General features: G+C 69.8%; 1 protein-coding gene. It reads left to right on the top strand.

Annotated elements, in window-relative coordinates; all coding sequences use genetic code 11:
* Positions 1 to 50: 50 nt before the first annotated feature.
* Positions 51 to 20,951 carry a non-ribosomal peptide synthase/polyketide synthase gene (locus ACWGJ2_RS20150; protein WP_453347496.1) on the top strand — a complete coding sequence of 6,967 codons (20,901 nt, stop codon included), beginning with the start codon at positions 51 to 53 and terminating at the stop codon, positions 20,949 to 20,951.
* Positions 20,952 to 21,029 lie beyond the last annotated feature (78 nt).

Genomic DNA, 21,029 nt, shown 5'->3' with positions numbered 1-21,029 from the left:
CGGCGGTGTCGGAGGTGTGGGTGACGTTGTGTGCGGGGGCGACGCTGGTGATGGCGTCGGCCGAGGGGGTGTTGCCGGGGGGTGGTCTGGCGGAGTTGGTGGTGGAGCGGGGGGTGACGCATGCGACGTTGCCGCCGGTGGTGTTGGGGGCGTTGGGTGATGATGACCTCGCCCCGGTGACGACGTTGGTGTCGGCGGGGGAGGCGTTGGATGCGGGGTTGGTGGAGCGGTGGGCTGAGGGGCGGCGGTTGATCAATGCGTATGGTCCGACGGAGTGCACGGTGTGTGCGTCGATGTCGGTGCCGCTCGCGCCCGGTGACGACCCGTCGATTGGTGGTCCGATCGCCAATACTCGGCTGTATGTGCTCGATGAGGCGCTGCGGCCGGTCCCCGTGGGTGTGGCCGGTGAGCTGTATGTGGCCGGTGCGGGGCTGGCGCGCGGATACGTGGGCCGCCCAGGACTGACGGGTGAGCGGTTCGTGGCCTGCCCGTACGGTCCGGGTTCCGGTGAGCGGATGTATCGGACCGGGGATCTGGTGAAGTGGACGTGCGATGGGCAGTTGGTGTTCGCCGGTCGTGTGGATGAGCAGGTGAAGATCCGCGGCTTCCGGATCGAGCCGGGTGAGATCGAGGCCGTTCTGTCCGCGCACCCGGCGGTGACGCAGGCTGTGGTGATCGCCCGCGAGGACACCCCGGGCGACAAGCGCCTGGTCGGCTACGTCGTGGCTGCTGACACCGATGGCCTCGACTTCGATGAGCTGCGTGCGTTCGTGGGGGGCCGGTTGCCGGAGTATATGGTCCCGGCGGCGTTCGTGACGTTGCCGGAGTTTCCGCTGACGGCCAACGGCAAGCTGGACCGCAGGGCGCTGCCGACGCCGGAGTATGTCACCGGGGCAGGCCGTGCGCCGGCGACCGTGCAGGAGGAGATGCTGTGTGGGGCGTTCGCCGACACTCTCGGCCTCGCATCGGTGGGGGTGGAGGACAACTTCTTCACTCTGGGTGGGCATTCGCTGCTGGCGGTGCGGTTGGTGTCGCGGATCCGGGTCGTGCTGGGGGTGGAGGTCGAGGTCCGCACGCTGTTCGAGGCACCGACGGTGGCCGCGTTGGCGGGCAGGCTGGCCGACAGCGCGGACCAGGCGCGGATGCCGTTGCGGGCCGCGGTGCGTCCGGAGCGGGTGCCGTTGTCGTTCGCGCAGCAGCGGCTGTGGTTCCTGGCCCAACTCGAAGGACCCAGCCCCACCTACAACATTCCCACCCCGATCCGCATGCATGGTGTGGACGGTGCGGTGCTGGAACAAGCATTGCGTGATGTGATCGTGCGGCACGAATCGCTGCGGACGGTCTTCCCGAGCGCCGACGGCCAGCCCTACCAGCACATCCTCGACCCCGACGAGCTGGACTGGCACGTCACGGTGACCGACGTGGAGCCCGGTGCGCTGAGAACTGCCGCAGCACAGGCCGCGAAGCACGCGTTCGACCTGTCCGCGGAGCTGCCGATCAAGGCGTGGCTGTTCCAGGCGGGCTCGGACGAGCAGGTGCTGGTGCTGGTGGTCCACCACATCGCTTTCGACGGGTGGTCGCGGGCTCCTCTCGCCAGGGACGTCTCCACCGCTTATGAGGCGCGGCTGCGCGGAGAAGCACCAGTGTGGGAGCCGCTGCCGGTGCAGTACGCCGACTACGCGGTGTGGCAGCGGGAGCTGCTCGGCGAGGAATCCGACCCGGACAGTCTGCTGTCGCAGCAGGTGGAGTACTGGCGGCAGGCGCTGGCCGGTGCCCCGGAGGAGTTATCGCTGCCCAGTGACCGGCCGCGTCCGGTGGTGGCCAGCCACGTCGGTCATCGGGTGCCGGTGCGGATACCCGCCGAGGTGCACCAGCGAATGGTGGACCTGGCCCGTGCCGAGGGCGTGACGGTGTTCATGGTGGCGCAGGCGGCCCTGGCCGTGACCCTGTCCCGACTCGGAGCGGGAACGGACATCCCGATCGGCTCACCCATCGCAGGGCGCACGGATGAGGCACTGGACGACCTCGTCGGGCTGTTCATCAACACGCTCGTCATCCGCAGCGACCTCTCCGGCGACCCGGAGTTCCGGCAGACCCTGGCACGGGTGCGAGAGGCGAGCCTGGGGGCGTTCGCCCACCAGGACATGCCGTTCGAGCGTCTCGTCGAGGAACTGACACCGTCCCGCTCCCTGGCCCGCCACCCCCTGTTCCAGGTGATGCTGACGTTCCGGAATCTGGAGTCCGCGACGCTGGATCTGCCCCAGGTCCACGCGGAGCCCTTCCAGGGCGCAGGGAGTGCCGCGCGCTTCGACGTGGACGTGTCGCTGCACGAAGCCTTCGACGACCAGGGCCGGCCGGCGGGTGTGGGCGGCGGGATGACCATGGCCGCAGACCTCTTCGAGCCGCAGACGGCCACCAGGATCGCGGACTGGTTCATGCGCGTACTGGAGACGGTCACCACCGCTCCGGACATTGCGCTGCATGCGGTGGACGTGCTCGATACAGCCGAACGGAACCGTGTGATCGAGCAGTGGAACGACACTGCCGTGGCCTTGCCCGACGTGGGTTTGGTGGAGCGATTCGAGGGGTGGGCGGCGACTCATCCTGACGCGGTCGCGGTCGCGGTGGTGGCCGTCGGCCAAGAGGTCTCTTACGCGGAGCTGAACGAGCGGGCGAACCGGTTGGCGCGGTGGCTGATCGCGCGGGGGGCGGGGCCGGAGCGGTACGTGGCCGTGGCCCTGCCTCGTACGGCGGATCTGCTGGTGGCGTTGCTGGCGGTGGCGAAGTCGGGTGCGGCCTATCTGCCGCTGGACACGGACTATCCGGCCGAGCGGCTGGAGTTCATGCTCGCGGAGACCGCGCCGGTGGCGGTGCTCTCCTCCTCGCACCTGGCGGAGCTGGTGCCGTCCATCGGCACCTTGACGCTTGTGGACGATGCCGACACGGCCGCCGCGATCGGGGCGTGTTCGGCGGCGAATGTGACGGACGCGGACCGCTGGGCGCCAGTGGCGGGCGACCACCCCATGTATGTCATCTACACTTCCGGCTCCACTGGGCGGCCCAAGGGTGTGGTGGTTTCGCGATCGGCACTGCTGAATCTGCTGCTGGGGATGCAGCAGGAGCTGGGGTTGGAACGTGGTGACCGGCTGCTGGCGCTGACCACGGTGGGGTTCGACATCGCCGGTCTGGAGCTGTTCTTGCCGCTGACACAGGGGGCGGCGGTGGCGGTGGCGGCCAAGGAACTTGTCTACGACCAGGTGGCCTTCGGCCGTACGGTCGAAGAGACCGGGGCGAGCGTCATCCAGGCCACACCGACTCTGTGGCGGTCGGTGCTGGCCGGTGGCCGGGTGGATCTGGCCGGGGTGCGGGTGCTGGTCGGTGGCGAGGCGCTGCCCGCGGACCTCGCGGCCCGACTGGCTCAGGCGGCAGCCGGTGTGGTGAACGTGTACGGGCCGACGGAGACAACGATCTGGTCCACGTCGGCACACGTCGACCCCGGACATGTCGGCGAGCCGCTGATCGGCCGGCCGATCGCCAACACGCGGCTGTATGTGCTGGACGCCGGGCTACAGCCGGTGCCGGTCGGGGTGACGGGCGAGTTGTACATCGCCGGTTCCGGGGTGGCGCGCGGCTACAACGGCCGTCCGTCGCTGACGGGTGAGCGGTTCGTGGCCTGCCCCTTCGCGACGGGTGCCGGGGAGCGGATGTACCGGACCGGGGACCGGGTGAAGTGGACCCCGGAGGGACAGCTCGCCTTCCTCGGCCGGGTGGATGAGCAGGTGAAGATCCGCGGGTTCCGCATCGAGCCCGGGGAGATCGAGACCGCCTTGTCGGCGCGTGCGGATGTCGCGCAGGCCGCTGTGGTCGTGCGCGAGGACACCCCGGGCGACAAGCGGTTGGTGGCCTACGTCGTCCCGGCCGACACCGACGGTGTTGACTTCGACGACCTGCGTGCGTTCGTGGGCGGCCGATTGCCGGAGTACATGGTCCCGGCTGCCTTCGTCACGCTGCCGGAGCTGCCGCTGACGGCCAACGGCAAGCTCGACCGCCGCGCACTGCCGGCACCGCAGTACACCGCAGGCGCGGGCCGCGGCCCGGCGACGGTGCGCGAGGAGATCCTGTGCGTGGCCTTCGCAGAGGTGCTGGGCGTGGAAGCGGTCGGAGTCGACGACGACTTCTTCGCACTCGGCGGCCACTCGCTGCTGGCGATCTCCCTGGTCGAACGACTGCGAGAGCGAGGCGTAGCCGTATCGGTACGCGCCCTGTTCGAGTCGCCGACGCCAGCGGGTTTGGCGCGGACGGCTGACGTCGGGACGCTTGAGGTGCCGGAGAACCTGATCCCCGCAGACGCCGAGCGGATCACACCGGAGATGTTGCCGCTGGTGGAGTTGTCGCAGACCGAGATCGACCAGGTCGTGGCCTCGGTCGACGGCGGGGCGCCGAACGTAGCGGATGTGTATCCGCTGGCGCCGTTGCAGGAAGGCATGTTCTTCCACCACCTCATGGCCGGCGACGGCGGGGACGTGTATCTCACCGCGCGCGTTGTGGAGTTCGACTCCCGCGCCCGGCTGGACGAGTTCGTGCGGGCGTTGCAGCAGGTCGTCGACCGGCACGACATCTACCGCACGGGTGTGGTGTGGGAAGGGCTGTGCGAGCCCGTACAGGTGGTGTGGCGGCAGGCGGAACTCCCGGTCGTCGCACACACCCTGGAGGCCGAGGGCACGGAACCGACTCGTTGGGCCGAGGACCTGATGGCCCTGGCCGGCTCGATGATGAACCTGGGCCGAGCACCGTTGATGGATGTGCACGTGGCCGAGGTCGTGGAGGGTCGCTGGCTGGCCGTCGTCCGCATGCACCACATGGTCCAGGACCACCTCGGCATGGACGTGCTCTTGGGTGAACTGCGAGCCGTGCTGTCCGGTGAGGTCGTGGACACATCGCCGACGTTGCCGTTCCGCAACTTCGTCGCGCAGACGCGGGCGGTGCCGCGCGAGGAGCACGAGCATTTCTTTGCCGACATCCTGGGAGATGTGACCGAGCCGACCGCACCCTACGGGCTGCTCGGCGTCCAGGGCGACGGCACCGATGTCGTAGCTGATCAGGTGTCTCTGTCCGACGAGCAGGTCGCGGCCCTGCGACGGGTGGCGCGGGAGCTGGGGGTCAGCCCGGCGACCGTGCTGCATGTGGCGTGGGCGCGAGTTCTGGCCACCCTCGCCGGCCGGGATGACGTGGTCTTCGGCACCGTGTTGTTCGGCCGGATGAACGCGGGGGCGGGCGCCGACCGGGCGCTGGGCCCGTTCATGAACACGTTGCCGGTGCGGGTGCGGACCGCTGGTGTCGGGGTGCGCGCAGCAGTAGAGGAGATGCGGGAGCAACTGGCGGCGCTGCTGGAGCACGAGCATGCGCCGCTGGCGATGGCTCAGCGGGCGAGCTCTGTCGCAGGCGACATGCCCCTCTTCACCTCGCTGTTCAACTACCGGCACGGTGCTCAAAAGGCCGATGCGCCCAGAGACCGCCAGGTCGAGGGCATCCAGCATCTCTCCCGGCGGGAACGGACCAACTATCCGCTCACCGTGGCAGTCAATGATCTCGGTCCGGAGAAACTCAGCATAGGCGTCGAGGCCGTGAAGCCGATCGACGCGGCCACGGTCACCCACCTGATGCGTACAGCGGTGGAAAGCGTGCTCAAGGCGCTGGACACCGCGCTGGGCGGAAGTCCCGACGTGCGGCTCGACACCCTGAACCTGCTAGAGCCTCAAGAGCGCGATGTGGTGGTGCGGCAGTGGAACGACACGGCTGTGTTGGTGGACTCCGTGACGGTGCTGGAGTTGTTTGCGGAGCGGGTGGTGGAGGCTCCCGATTCGGCTGCGGTGGTGTTTGAGGGTGTGGGGCTGTCGTACGGCGAGTTGGATGTGGCGGCGAATCGGTTGGCGAATTGGCTTCGTGGTCGGGGTGTGGGCCGTGAGTCGGTGGTGGGGCTGGCCCTGCCTCGTGGCCCGGAGATGGTGGTGGGGGTTGTGGGGGTGTGGAAGGCGGGGGCGGCGTATCTGCCGGTGGATGCTGGGCTGCCGTCCGAGCGGGTGGCGTTCATGCTTGCCGACGCCGGTGTGGGGGTCGTTGTTGGTGTGGAGGAGTTGGAGGAGTCGGCTGGCTCTTCCGGCGCGGCACCGGAGGTGGTGCTGGATCCGGCTTCGCTGGCGTATGTGATCTATACGTCGGGTTCGACGGGGCGGCCGAAGGGTGTCGGGGTCTCGCACGCTTCGGTGGCGAATTTGGTGTCGGTGTTCGCTCCGGTGATGGGTGCGGGGCCGGGTGTGGGGCTGTTGCAGTTCGCCTCCTTCAGCTTCGACGCCTCTGTGCTGGATGTGTGTGTGGCGTTGTCGTCGGGTGCCACGTTGTGGGTCGCCAGTGAGGGGCAGCGTCGGGAGCCGCGGCGGCTTGCGGAGCTGGAGGGTGTGGGGGCGGCGAGCGTGGTGCCGTCGTTGCTGGAGGTGCTGGAACCGCAGGATCTCGCGCAGGTGGGTGCGATGGTGGTGGGGTCGGAGGCGGTCAGCGAGAGCGTGGCGCGGCGCTGGTCGGATGGACGTCGGCTGGTGCATGCCTACGGTCCGACCGAGGCGACGGTCATCTCGGCGATCGGCACGGTCGACGGGAGCCGTCCGGGCACGGTGCCGTTCGGCGGCCCGATCGCCAACACCCGCATGTTCGTGCTCGACGACACCCTTCAGCCGATGCCCGTCGGGGTGGCCGGTGAGCTCTACGTTGCCGGTGCGGGCCTGGCGCGTGGCTATGTGGGTCGTCCGTCGTTGACGGGCGAGCGGTTCGTGGCCTGCCCCTTCGGCTCCGGTGGTGAGCGGATGTACCGCACCGGCGACCTGGCCAGGTGGACGTCGGACGGGCAGTTGGTGTTCGCCGGCCGTGCGGATCAGCAGGTCAAGATCCGCGGGTTCCGTATCGAGCCGGGCGAGGTCGAGGCCGCCCTGCTGACCGATCCGAACGTGACGCAGGCCGCGGTGATCGCCCGCGAGGATGCGCTGGTGGCCTACGTGGTCCCCAACGGCCGGGAGCCGGAAGGAATCCGGGAACTGGTCGCCTCGCGGTTGCCGGAGTACATGGTCCCGGCAGCGTTCGTCACGCTGCCGGAGCTGCCGCTGACCACCAACGGCAAGCTCGACCGCCGCGCGCTGCCCGCCCCCGAGTACACCACCGGATCCGGACGCGCACCGGCCACTGCCCAGGAAGAGATCCTCTGCGCGGCCTTCGCCGACGTGCTCGGCGTGGAGTCGGTTGGGGTCGATGACAACTTCTTCCAGCTCGGCGGCCACTCCCTCCTCGCCGTCCGGCTGATATCGAGGGTGCGTGCGCTGCTGGGTGTGGAGGTCGGGGTCCGGGCGTTGTTCGAGTCGCCGACGCCCGCGGGCCTGGCGGCGCATCTGGCCGACGGCACGGGGCAGGCGCGTACGCCATTGCGAGCGGACGTACGGCCGGAGCGGGTCCCGCTCTCGTTCGCGCAGCGCCGACTGTGGTTCATCGACCAGCTCCAGGGGCCGAACGCGACGTACAACATCACCGTGCCGCACCCGCTGAACGGAGACGTCGACGCCGCTGCGCTTGAGCTGGCGTTCCGTGACGTGATCGCGCGGCACGAGTCGCTGCGCACGGTGTTCCCCGCCGTGGACGGCGAGCCCTACCAGCGGATCGTGGATCCGAGCGATGTCACCTGGGAACTGGAGGTTTCCCAGGTCGCGCCCGACGGTGTGGCGGATGCCGTGGGGCGGGCGTCGCAGTACACGTTCGAGCTCGCCAACGAACTGCCCATTAAGGCATGGCTGTTCCGGGACGGTTCGGACGGGCAGTTGCTTCATGTCGTCATGCACCACATTGCCTCCGACGGCTGGTCGATGGGGCCGCTGAGGCGCGATCTGTTGACGGCGTATGAGGCGCGGCGGCGCGGCCAGGTCCCGGACTGGGAGCCGCTGCCGGTGCAGTACGCCGACTACGCCTTGTGGCAGCGCGAGTTGCTGGGCGACGACTCGGACCCGGAGAGTCTGCTGTCCCAGCAGGTGGAGCACTGGCGGCGGACGCTTGCCGGTGCCCCGGAGGAGTTGGCACTGCCGGCCGACCGTCCGCGACCGGCTGTGGCGAGCCACGTCGGTCACCGGGTGCCGATGCGCATACCGGACGAGGTGCATGGGCGGCTGGTGGCGCTGGCGCGGGCCGAGGGTGTGACGACGTTCATGGTGGTGCAGGCCGCGTTGGCGGTGCTGCTGTCGCGGCTCGGTGCCGGTACCGATATCTTGATCGGTTCGGCGGTGGCCGGTCGCACCGATGAGGCGTTGGACGACCTGGTCGGGTTCTTCGTCAACACGCTGGTGATCCGTTCGGACCTGTCCGGTGACCCGGAGTTCCGGCAGGTCCTGGCGCGGGTGCGGGAAGCCGGTCTGGACGCCCTGGCACATCAGGATGTGCCGTTCGAGCGGCTGGTGGAGGAGCTGTCACCGTCCCGCTCCATGGCGCGGCACCCGCTGTTCCAGGTGACGGTGGATGTACAGAGCGTGGAACGTGCGGCCGCCGAGTCGGCCGGGACCACCCGGGCCGATTCCGGACAGACGGTGGTCGGCGGCGCGGCCAGGGTGACGGCGAAGCTCGACCTCGAGGTGATGCTGTCCGAGGTGCTCGACGACGAGGGGCGCCCGGTCGGGCTCCGTGGCGCGCTCACTGCGTCGGCGGACCTGTTCGAGGCGGAGACAGCCGAGCGGATGGCGAACTGGCTCGCCCGAGTGCTCGAGACGGGCACCGCGAACCCCGGGTTGCGGCTGCGTCAGATGGACGTGCTCGCAGCGAATGAGCAGGACGTGCTGCTTCGGCAGTGGAACGACTCCGCGCTCGACGTGCCGTTCTCTTCGATCGTGGAGTTGTTCGGGCAGTGGGTGGCAGCCGCTCCGGAGGCGGTAGCAGCGGTGGGGGACGGCGAGGAGCTGTCGTACGCCGAACTGGACGTGGCGGCCAACCGGCTGGCGAACCACCTGCGCAGCCGGGGTGTGGGACCGGAGTCAGTCGTGGGCGTCCGGCTGCCGCGCGCTCCAGAGATGATCGTCGGGATCATGGGCGTGTGGAAGGCGGGGGCGGCGTACCTGCCGGTCGACGCGGCGCTGCCGCCCGCGCGGGTGGAGTTCATGCTCGCCGACGCGGGAGCGGACGTCGTCGTCGGCCCGGAAGACCTGCGTCGATCGTCGGAGGCCCCGGACACCGCGCCAGAGGTGTCCCCCGCCCCGGCGGGACTGGCGTACGTCATCTACACGTCCGGCTCGACGGGCACACCAAAGGGCGTGGCGGTCACACACCGTGGCGCGGTGAACCTCGTGGCGGCGCAGCGCGACCGTATGGCCGTGGGACAGGACTCGCGGGTGTTGCAGTTCGTCGCGGCCGGCTTCGATGTCGCCGTGGGGGATGTGCTGATGGCGCTGGGCACGGGAGCCACCCTGGTGACGGCTCCGGCGGACGAACTGCTGCCGGGCGGCGGACTCGCGGAGGTCGTGGCGCGCCACGGGGTGACGGACGTGGCTCTGCCGGCCGCCGCGCTCGGCGCGCTCGGCGCGGAAGACCTGGCATCCGTGCGGACGCTGGTGGTGGGTGGCGAGGCGCTGGATCCGGGCTTGGTCAGGCAGTGGGCCCCGGGCCGCCGGATGCTCAACGCGTACGGTCCGACGGAGTGCACGGTGTGTGCGTCGATGTCGGCCCCCCTCGCGGTTGGCGACGAGCCGCCGATCGGCACACCACTCGCCAACACCCGTCTGTATGTGCTGGACGACACCCTCCAGCCCGTACCCGTGGGCGTCACCGGCGAGTTGTACGTGGCCGGTGCGGGCGTGGCGCGCGGCTATGTGGGTCGTGCGGGGTTGACGGGTGAGCGGTTCGTGGCCTGCCCCTTCGCGACGGGTGCCGGGGAGCGGATGTACCGGACCGGGGACCTGGTGAAGTGGCGCCCGGACGGGGAGCTGTGCTTCGCCGGACGTGCCGACGATCAGGTGAAGATCCGCGGGTTCCGCATCGAGCCCGGCGAGATCGAGGCCGCGCTGCTCACCCATGCCGATGTCCGGCAGGCCGTGGTGATCGCCCGCGCACACATACCGGCCGACAGGCGGCTCGTCGCCTACGTCGTCGGAGAAACAGCCGGTCTCGACGCCGAGGCCCTGCATGCCTACGTCGCCTCGCGGTTGCCGGTGTACATGGTGCCGACCGCATTGGTGGAGCTGGCGGAGTTCCCGCTGACGGCGAACGGCAAGCTCGACCGCAAGGCGCTCCCCGCACCGGAGTACGCCACCGGAGCAGGCCGGGGCCCGGCGACGCCGGAGGAGGAGATCCTGTGTGCGGTGTTCGCGGAGGTCCTGGGCGTGGAGTCGGTCGGGGTGGACGACAGCTTCTTCGCCCTGGGCGGGCACTCGCTGCTCGCGGTCCGGCTGACGGCGCGAATCCGCTCCGTCCTCGGAGCTGAGCTGCCGCTGCGGTCGCTGTTCGAGGCCCCGACGGTAGCGGAGGTGGCCGCGCGCCTCGCCGGTCCAGAGGCGGACCGGGCCCGGCTGCCGTTGCGGGCGGGGGTGCGTCCTGAGCGGGTGCCGTTGTCGTTCGCGCAGCGGCGGCTGTGGTTCCTGGCCCAGTTGGAGGGCCCCAGCCCCACCTACAACATCCCTACACCGATCCGTGTGAGCGGCGTCGACGTCGACGCGTTGGGTGCGGCGCTGCGGGACGTGATCACGCGGCACGAGTCGCTGCGGACGGTGTTCCCCGCCGTGGACGGCGAGCCCTACCAGCAGATTCTCGACCCGGACAGACTCGAATGGGACCTTGAAGTCGCTCAGGTGGAACCCGAAGAGCTGGGCGAAGCCATCAGCCGGGCGTCGCGGTACACGTTCGACCTGTCGTCTGAGCTGCCGATCCGGGTGTGGTTGTTCCAGGCCGGAGTGGATGAGCAGGTGCTTTTGGTGCTGTTGCACCATATTGCTGGTGACGGGTGGTCGATGGGGCCGTTGAGCCGGGATCTGTCGGCGGCGTATGCGGCGCGGTTGCGTGGTGAGGTTCCGGTGTTCGAGGCGTTGCCGGTGCAGTACGCGGATTACGCGTTGTGGCAGCGGGAGTTGCTGGGCGACGACACGGATCCGGACAGTCTGCTGTCGCGGCAGGTGGAGTTCTGGCGGCGGACGCTCGCCGGTGCGCCGGAGGAACTGACGCTGCCGACCGACCACCCGCGACCGGCTGTCGCCAGCCACGTCGGTTACCGGGCGCCGCTGCGCATTCCCGCCGAGGCACACCAGCGGCTGGTGAACCTCGCCCGTGCCGAGGGTGTGACGACGTTCATGGTGTTGCAGGCGGCATTGGCGGTGACGGTGTCGCGGCTGGGGGCTGGTAGCGATATTCCGATCGGGTCGCCGATCGCGGGTCGTACGGATGATGCGCTCAATGATCTGGTCGGGTTCTTCCTGAACACGTTGGTGATCCGTACGGATCTGTCGGGTGATCCGGAGTTCCGGCAGGTGCTGAGCCGGGTGCGGGAGGCGAGTCTGGGGGCGTTCGCGCATCAGGATGTGCCGTTCGAGCGGCTGGTGGAGGAGCTGGCGCCGTCCCGCTCCATGGCGCGGCATCCGTTGGCGCAGGTCGTGCTGACCATGCAGACCAGCGGCAACGCGTCACTGGACATGCCCGGCGTCCGCACCGGCAGCGGCACAGGTCTGGGGTCGGCCGACACGGCCGCGTTGGTGAAGTTCGACCTGTGGGTGTCCCTGGGAGAGGTGTTTGACACCGAGGGCAGGCCGGCGGGTCTGCGGGGGGCGGTGACGGTCGCGGCGGACCTGTTCGACGAGCCGACGGCCGGGCGGATGGCCGACTGGCTCGTGCAGGTGCTCACGACGGTGACCGAGACTCCGGGGGTGCGGTTGTCTGGGGTGGATGTGCTGGATGCCGGTGAGCGGGATCGGGTGTTGGTGGGGTGGAACGACACGGCGTCGGTGGTGGGCGGTTCGTCGGTGGTGGAGTTGTTTGAGCGGCGGGTGGTGGTGGATCCGGGTGGGGTGGCGGTGGTTGCTGGTGGTGGGTCGTTGACGTTTGGGGAGTTGGGGGCGGCTGCTGGTCGGTTGGCGTGTTATCTGCGTGATGTGGGTGTGGGGCGTGAGTCGGTGGTGGGTTTGTGTCTGCCGCGGGGTGTGGAGATGGTCACGGCGATGTTGGCGGTGTGGAAGGCGGGGGCGGCGTATGTGCCGTTGGATGGTGCGTTGTCGACGGAGCGGGTGGCGTATCTGCTGGGTGACAGTTGTGCGCGGGTGGTGCTGGGTTCGCGGGATACGTTGGATGATCTGCCGGTGGGTCGGGTGCGGATGATCGCGGTGGACGATCCGGCGACGGTCATGCTGCTGGAGGGGTACGCGGATGCGTCACCTGAGGTGGAGGTGGCGGTGGAGTCGGCGGGGTTGGCGTATGTGATCTATACGTCGGGTTCGACGGGGGTGCCGAAGGGTGTGGCGGTCACGCACGGGGCGTTGGCGAATTACGTGTGTTCGGTGTCTGAGCGGTTGGGGTGGACGGTTCCGGGGGCGCGGTATGCGCTGTTGCAGGCGCAGGTGACGGATCTGGGCAACACGACGGTGTTCACCAGCCTGGCCACTGGCGGTGAGTTGCATGTGCTGGATGAGGAGTCGGTGACCGACCCGGAGGCGGTTGCCAGGTATGTGACCGAGCAGAACATCGACGCGTTGAAGGTGGTGCCGTCGCATCTGCGGGCGTTGACATCCGTGGCGGGTATCGAGCCTCTGCTGCCGGGGCGCTCTCTCGTGCTGGGTGGCGAGGCGGCATCGGCCGACTGGGTGCGGGAGCTGGTGGAGGCGGCTGCTGGTGGGGGTCGGCGGGTGTTCAACCACTACGGGCCGACGGAGACGACCATCGGCGTCGCCACCGTCGAGCTGACTCCGGAGTTGGTGGCTGGTGGTGTGGTGCCGGTCGGTACCCCGATCGCCAACACTCGTATGTATGTGCTTGACGATGCCCTTCAGCCGGTGCCGGTGGGGGTGACCGGTGAGCTGTATGTCGCCGGTGCGGGACTGGCGCGAGGGTATGTGGGCCGTCCAGGGCTGACGGGCGAACGCTTCGTGGCCTCCCCCTTCGGCGCCGGTGAGCGGATGTATCGCACCGGGGACCTGGTGAAGTGGACGTGCGATGGGCAGTTGGTGTTCGCGGGCCGGGCTGATGAGCAGGTGAAGATCCGTGGGTTCCGTATCGAGCCCGGGGAGATCGAAGCTGCCCTGCTGACCCACCCGGACGTGCTCCAGGCGGCAGTCGTCGCCCGCGAGGACACCCCCGGGGAGAAGCGCCTGGTCGCCTACGTCGTCGCGCCGGATGGGAGTGAGCCGGACGGTCTGCGGGAGTTCGTCGGGGCGCGGTTGCCCGACCACATGGTCCCGGCGGCGGTTGTCTCGTTGCCGGAGTTGCCGTTGACGGTCAGCGGTAAGCTCGACCGCAAGGCACTGCCCGCGCCCGAGTACGCCACCGGCACGGGGCGCGCCCCGGCGACGTCGGTGGAGGTGGCGTTGTGTGGGGCGTTTGCCGAGATTCTGGGCCTGGAGTCCGTCGGCGTCGACGACAGCTTCTTCGATCTGGGCGGGCATTCGCTGTTGGCGGTGCGGCTGGTGTCGCGGATCCGGGTTGTGCTGGGGGTGGAGGTCGAGGTCCGGGCTCTGTTCGAGGCCCCGACGGTTGCTGCGTTGGCGGGCGAGCTGGCCGACCGCGCAGGGCGGGCTCGTCCGCCGTTGCGGGCGGGGGTGCGTCCGGAGCGGGTGCCGTTGTCGTTCGCGCAGCGGCGGTTGTGGTTCCTGGCCCAGTTGGAGGGCCCCAGCCCCACCTACAACATCCCCATTCCGATCCGTATGCGTGAGGTGAACGTCGACGCGTTGGGGTCGGCGTTGCGGGACGTGATCGTGCGGCACGAATCGCTCCGGACGATGTTCCCGGCCGTGGACGGCGAGTCCTACCAGCGGATCCTCCACCCGGACGAGCTCTCGTGGGAGCTGGAGGTGTCGCAGGTTGCCCCCGAGCGTGTTGCGGAGGCGGTGGCCGAGGGGTCGCGGTACACGTTCGACCTGTCGACGGAGCTGCCTATCAAGGCGTGGTTGTTCCAGGCAGGGCCGGATGAGCACGTGCTGCTCGTGGTCGTGCACCACATCGCTTCCGACGGCTGGTCGCGCGGTCCCCTGACCGAGGATGTCTCTCGGGCGTATGCGGCGCGGCGACGTGGTGAGGCTCCGGTGTTCGAGGCGTTGCCGGTGCAGTACGCGGATTACGCGGTGTGGCAGCGGGAGCTGCTGGGTGAGGCGTCGGATCCGGAGAGTCTGCTGTCGCAGCAGGTGGATTACTGGCGGCAGGCGCTGGCCGGTGTTCCGGAGGAGTTGGTGCTGCCGGTGGACCGGCCCCGCCCTGCGGTGACCGGTCGGGTCGGTCACGCGGTACGGGTTCGAGTGCCGGCGGCGGTGCACGAGCGGCTGATCGGTCTTGCCCGCGCCGAGGGCGCGACGGTGTTCATGGTGGCGCAGGCGGCCCTGGCCGTGACGCTGTCCCGACTCGGAGCGGGTACGGACATCCCGATCGGGGCGCCGATCGCGGGACGGACCGATGAGGCACTGGACGACCTGGTTGGGTTCTTCGTCAACACGCTGGTCATCCGCACGGATCTGTCCGGTGATCCGGAGTTCCGGCAGGTGCTGGGCCGGGTCCGGGATGCGAGTCTGGGGGCGTTGGCGCATCAGGACGTGCCGTTCGAGCGGCTGGTGGAGGAGCTGGCGCCGGAGCGGTCGTTGGCGCGGCACCCGCTGTTCCAGGTGATGCTGACGGTGCAGAACGTCGAGCGCGCCGCGCTGGGGCTGGTCGACGCGGATGCTGAGGGTGTGCGGCTGGACAGCTCGACGGCGGTGTCGAAGTTCGACCTTGAGATGTCGTTGTCGGAGGTGGTTGACGAGGAGGGGCGTCCGGCGGGGCTGCGGGGTGCGCTGGTGGCGTCCGCGGATGTGTTCGAGGCGGAGACCGCCCAGCGGATGGCGGTGTGGTTCGGCCGCGTACTGGAGTCCGTGACCGCGTTCCCCGGGCTGCGGCTGCGTCAGGTGGACGTGGTCGGTTCGCGGGAGCGCGATGTGGTGGTGCGGCAGTGGAATGACACGGCTGTGCTGGTGGACTCCGTGACGGTGCCGGAGTTGTTTGCGGAGCGGGTGGCCGAGTCTCCCGATTCGGCTGCGGTGGTGTTTGAGGGTGTGGGGCTGTCGTACGGCGAGTTGGATGTGGCGGCGAATCGGTTGGCGAATTGGCTTCGTGGCCGGGGTGTGGGTGGGGAGTCGGTGGTGGGGCTGCGGCTGCCGCGCGGTCCGCAGATGGTGGTGGGGATTCTTGGGGTGTGGAAGGCCGGGGCGGCGTATCTGCCGGTCGACGCGGCGCTGCCGCCCGAGCGGGTGGAGTTCATGCTCGCCGACGCCGGGGTGGGGGTCGTTGTTGGTGTGGAGGAGTTGGAGGAGTCGGCTGGCTCTTCCGGTGCGGCACCGCTGGTGGCTATCGCCCCGGCCTCGCTGGCGTATGTGATCTTCACATCGGGCTCGACGGGCATGCCGAAGGGCGTGGGCATCTCGCACGGCTCGATGGCGAACTTGATGTCCGCGTTCGTTCCGGTGATGGGCGCGAGGCCGGGTGTGGGGGTGTTGCAGTTCGCCTCGTTCAGCTTCGACGCCTCCGTACTGGACGTGGTGGTGGCGCTGTCCTCGGGTGCCACGTTGTGGATCGCCAGCGAGGAGCAGCGTCAAGAGCCGCAGCGGCTTGCGGAGCTGGAGGGTGTCCGGACGGGTCTCATGGCGCCGCCGCTCCTGGAGGTGCTGGATCCGCAGAATCTCGCCCAGGTCGGCACGCTGCTGGTGGGCGGGGAAGCGGTCAGCGGGACGGTGGCACGCACCTGGTCGCAGGGGCGTGAACTGGTCAATGCCTACGGTCCGACCGAGGGGACGGTCATCGCGGCGGCCGGGACCGTGGACGCCGGCCGTCCGGGTGCGGTGCCGTTCGGCCGCCCGATCCCCAACACCCGCCTGTACGTGCTCGACACCGGACTTCAGCCGGTGCCGGTCGGCGTGGCCGGTGAGCTGTATATCGCCGGTGCCGGGTTGGCGCGCGGCTACGTGGGCCGCCCGCGGCTGACCAGCGAGCGCTTCGTTGCCTGCCCGTACGGGGCCGGTGGCGAGCGGATGTACCGCACCGGGGACCTGGTCAAGTGGACCCCGGACGGCGAACTGCTCTTCGTCGGGCGCGCCGACGAGCAGGTGAAGATCCGCGGGTTCCGCATCGAACCGGGCGAGATCGAAGCGGTGCTGTCGGCACACGCCCATGTCGCACAGGCCGCCGTCGTCGTCCGCGAGGACACCCCCGGAGAGACGCGGCTCGTCGCTTACGTCGTCCCCACCGGCACCGGCACCAACACCGGCGCCGACGCCGACGTCGGCACCGGCGATCTCGACAGTGACTCCCTGCGGGCCCTCGTGGCCGGGCGGCTGCCGGAGTACATGGTCCCGGCCGCGTTCGTCACGCTCCCGCAGCTGCCACTGACGGTCAACGGCAAGCTGGACCGCAAGGCCCTCCCGGCGCCGAAGTACACCACCGGCACTGGGCGCGCACCGGCGACGGTCCAGGAGGAGATCCTGTGCGCGGCCTTCGCCGACATCCTCGGCGTGGAGTCGGTCAGGGCCGACGACAACTTCTTCCAGCTCGGCGGCCACTCCCTCCTCGCCGTCCGGCTGATCTCGCGGATCCGCGCGGTGCTGGGCGTGGAGGTCAGGGTCCGGGCGTTGTTCGAGGCCCCGACCGTGGCCGGACTGGCGGCCCTGCTGACGGAGGACACGGGGCAGGCCCGTACCCCGCTGCGGGCGCGGGTACGTCCGGAGCGGGTGCCGTTGTCGTTCGCCCAGCAGCGGCTCTGGTTCCTGGCCCAGCTCGAAGGCCCGAGCCCGACGTACAACATCCCGACGCCGATCCGTCTGCCCGGTGACGTGGACGCCGCGTCGCTGACGCAGGCGCTGCGGGATGTGATCGAGCGGCACGAGTCGCTGCGTACGGTGTTCCCCGCCCAGGACGGCAAGCCGTACCAGCAGATCCTCGACCCGCACGACCTGGACTGGGAGCTCCAGGTCCGCCAGCTCGAACGGGACGGGATGGCGGATGCCGTGCGGGAGGCGTCGCAGTACGCGTTCGATCTGTCGAGCGAGCTGCCGATCCGGGCGTGGCTGTTCCACGCCGGGCCGGACGAGCAGCTCCTGATGGTCGTCATGCACCACATCGCCGGTGACGGATGGTCGATGGGGCCGCTGAGCCGGGATGTCGCCACGGCCTATGCGGCGCGGCGGCGCGGCCAGGTCCCGGACTGGGAGCCGCTGCCGGTGCAGTACGCCGACTACGCCCTCTGGCAGCGCGAGTTGCTGGGCGAGGAGTCCGATCCGGACAGCCTGCTGTCGCGGCAGGTCGGATACTGGCGGCAGGCGCTGGCCGGCGCTCCGGAGGAGCTGGCGCTTCCGGGCGACCGGCCGCGGCCGACAACGGCAAGCCACCGGGGACACCGGGTGCCGGTGCGGATACCGGCTGAGGTGCATCAGCCACTGGTGGACCTCGCCCGTGCCGAGGGCGTGACGACGTTCATGGTGTTGCAGGCGGCGCTGGCGGTGACGCTGTCGCGGCTGGGTGCCGGCACCGACATTCCGATCGGGTCGCCGATCGCGGGCCGTACGGACGAGGCGCTGGACGATCTGGTGGGGTTCTTCGTCAACACGCTGGTCATCCGTACCGACCTCGCCGGTGATCCGGAGTTCCGGCAGGTGCTGGGCCGGGTGCGGGAGGCGAGTCTGGGGGCGTTGGCGCATCAGGACGTGCCGTTCGAGCGCCTCGTGGAAGAGTTGGCGCCGACGCGGTCGATGGCACGGCACCCGCTGACGCAGGTCTTGTTGTCGATGCAGACCAGCGACGATGCCTCGCAGGAGACGCCGGGCATGGGTGGCGGCGCGGGCATAGGGGCGTCCGGCGAAGCGACACCGTCCTCGGCCAAGTTCGACCTGAACTTCGGATTCATCGAGGTACTCGACGGCAACGGCCGACCCGCCGGCTTGCACGGCTCGGTGACGGTGGCGGCGGATCTGTTCGACGCGCCTGCGGCGGGACGTATGGCCGAGTGGTTCGGCCGGGTGCTGGAGCAGGTGGCGGCCTCCCCCGATGTGGCTGTGTCAGCGGTGGACGTGCTGGATCCCGGAGAGCGGGACCGGATGCTGGTGGAGTGGAACGACACCGCGTCGGATGTGGCAGGTTCGTCGGTGGTGGACCTGTTCGAGCGGCAGGTGGGTGCCGTCCCGGATGCGGTGGCCGTGGTCGCCGACGGGGAGCGTCTGACATACGGCGAACTGGACGCGGCGGCCAACCGACTGGCGTGCTGTCTGCGTGCTGCGGGTGTGGGCCGTGAGTCGGTGGTGGGGCTGTGTCTGCCGCGTGGTGCGGGGATGATCACGGCGATCCTGGCGGTGTGGAAGGCGGGGGCGGCGTATGTGCCGGTCGATGGCGCGTTGCCGGCCGAGCGGGTGGCGTATCTGCTGGCTGACAGCCGCGCGCAGCTGCTCATTGGCACCCAGGAGGCCCTGACTGAATGTTCGCCCGACCGGGTTCGGACGATCGCCCTCGACGACCCCGCGACCGTCGCCCAGCTCGAGAGCTACGCGGGCGCTTCGCCTGATGAGCCCGACGAGATGGCGGTGGACCGGGCGGGACTGGCGTATGTGATCTACACCTCCGGTTCGACGGGGACGCCGAAGGGAGTGGCGGTCACGCACGGATCGCTGGCCAACTACGTGGCGTCGGTCTCCGGGCGACTCGGCTGGACCGCGGCCGGGGCGCGGTATGCGCTGTTGCAGGCCCAGGTGACGGACCTGGGCAACACGGTGGTGTTCACCAGTCTGGCGACGGGTGGTGAGTTGCATGTGCTGGATGAGGAGTCGGTGACTGATCCGGAGGCGGTTGCCAGGTATGTGACCGAGCAGAACATCGACGCGTTGAAGGCGGTGCCGTCGCATCTGCGGGCGTTGACGGCCGCGGCCGGTGTGGAGGCGTTGCTGCCTGCACGTTCCCTCGTGCTGGGTGGCGAGGCCGGGTCGCCCGGCTGGGTTCAGGAGCTGGTGGAGACGGCCGCGGCCGGCGGCCGGCGGGTGTTCAACCACTACGGTCCGACGGAGACCACGATCGGTGTTGCCACGGCCGAACTCACGCCGAAGACGGTCGGCGGCGGGGTGGTGCCGATCGGTACGCCGATCGCCAACACCCGCTTCTTCGTACTGGACGAGACACTCCAGCCGGTGCCGGTCGGCGTCACGGGCGAGCTGTACGTCGCGGGCGCCGGTCTGGCCCGCGGCTACCTCGGTCGTCCGTCGCAGACGGGTGAGCGGTTCGTCGCCTGCCCGTACGGGGCCGGTGGCGAGCGGATGTACCGCACCGGGGATGTGGCCAGGTGGCGTGCGGATGGGCAGTTGGTCTTCGTGGGCCGGGCGGACGAGCAGATCAAGATCCGTGGGTTCCGCATCGAGCCCGGTGAGATCGGAGCCGTCCTGTCCGCGCACCCGGAGGTGGCGCAGGCCGCGGTCATCGCGCGTGAGGACACCCCCGGTGACAAGCGCCTGGTCGCCTACGTGGTGTCCGTCGACGGCGATGAGCCGGATGGCCTGCGGGAGTTCGTCGGCCAGCGGTTGCCGGAGCACATGGTGCCGGCCGCGTGCGTCACACTGCCGGAACTGCCGCTGACCGCCAACGGCAAACTCGACCGCAAAGCGCTGCCCGCCCCCGACTACACCGCGGGAGCGACCGGCGCGGACGAGAAGAGGAACCTCGCCACGAGCCTGGAGTACGTCGTCAGCGACGTGTTCGCCGACGTCCTCGGGGTCGACGAGGTCGGCTTCGCCGACGACTTCTTCCGGCTCGGCGGCCACTCCCTGCTGGCGGTGACCCTCGTCACGCGGTTGCGGGAGCAGGGCATCTCGACCACGGTGCGGAACGTGTTCGCCGCGCCGACCGTCACCGGCATCGTCCGCCAGCTCAACCTGGCGTCGATGAGCGACTCGCTCGGCAGGGTCCTGCCCATCCGGGCCGAGGGAGACCGGCCGCCGTTCTTCTTCGTCCACCCCGCCTCCGGTCTGAGCTGGTGCTACCGGCCGCTGGCACGCTACGTACCCGACGGCATTCCGCTGTACGGGCTACAGGCCGCCGGAATGGACGGCAGCGGCACACTGCCGAGCAGCATCGACGACATGGCGTCGGACTACGTCGAACAGATCCGGACCATCCAGCCGCACGGCCCCTACCACCTCGTGGGGTTCTCGTTCGGCGGTATTCCCGTCCACGAGGTGGCCGTTCGCCTCCAGCAGGCGGGCGAGACCGTCGCCGCGCTCGTCGTCATGGACACCTACCCGGACCAGCACAGGGGAGACGAGGCCGTCCGGCCTCCCGAGGACGTGGGGCCCGAGGGGGCCGAACGCGATCCCGAGACGCGGTTGCGGGAGGACGCGGCGCGGGTCCGAGGGGAGATCGGCGACATCATCGACGGAATCACCGAGGAGGAACTGCTCCTCATCATGAAGATCTTCCGCAACAACACCACGCTGCGAAAGCGCCACGAGGCCGGTGTCTTCCACGGCGACATGCTGGTCATCGTCGCCGAGGGCGCCGAGAGTACCGAGGGCGCGGAGGACAGCGAACCGCGCGACTCGCAACTATGGCGTTGGGAACCCCACGTTCGCGGCTCGGTGTCAGCGGTCGGCCTGCCCTGCCGGCACACCGACCTCATGCTTCCCGACATGCTGAGCCGGACATGGGAGGCGATCGCCGCCTGGATGGAGTCGAGGAGCGCGGAATCCGGGACGTGAGCGGGGCCCCGGGCCGGGCCCGGCCCGGAGGTGCCGGCCACCTGACGGTCCCGGCGGCCCGGTGCCAGTGGCTCGCTC

Source organism: Streptomyces sp. NPDC054796 (genome assembly GCF_053611545.1).
The sequence above is the reverse complement of the archived record's forward strand: the minus strand, read 5'-3'. Positions and strand labels throughout refer to the sequence as shown.

Coding starts and splice junctions, on each gene's coding strand:
- ACWGJ2_RS20150 (WP_453347496.1), top strand. CDS start 51: ATGGCGTCGGCCGAGGGGGTGTTGCCGGGGGGTGGTCTGGCGGAGTTG.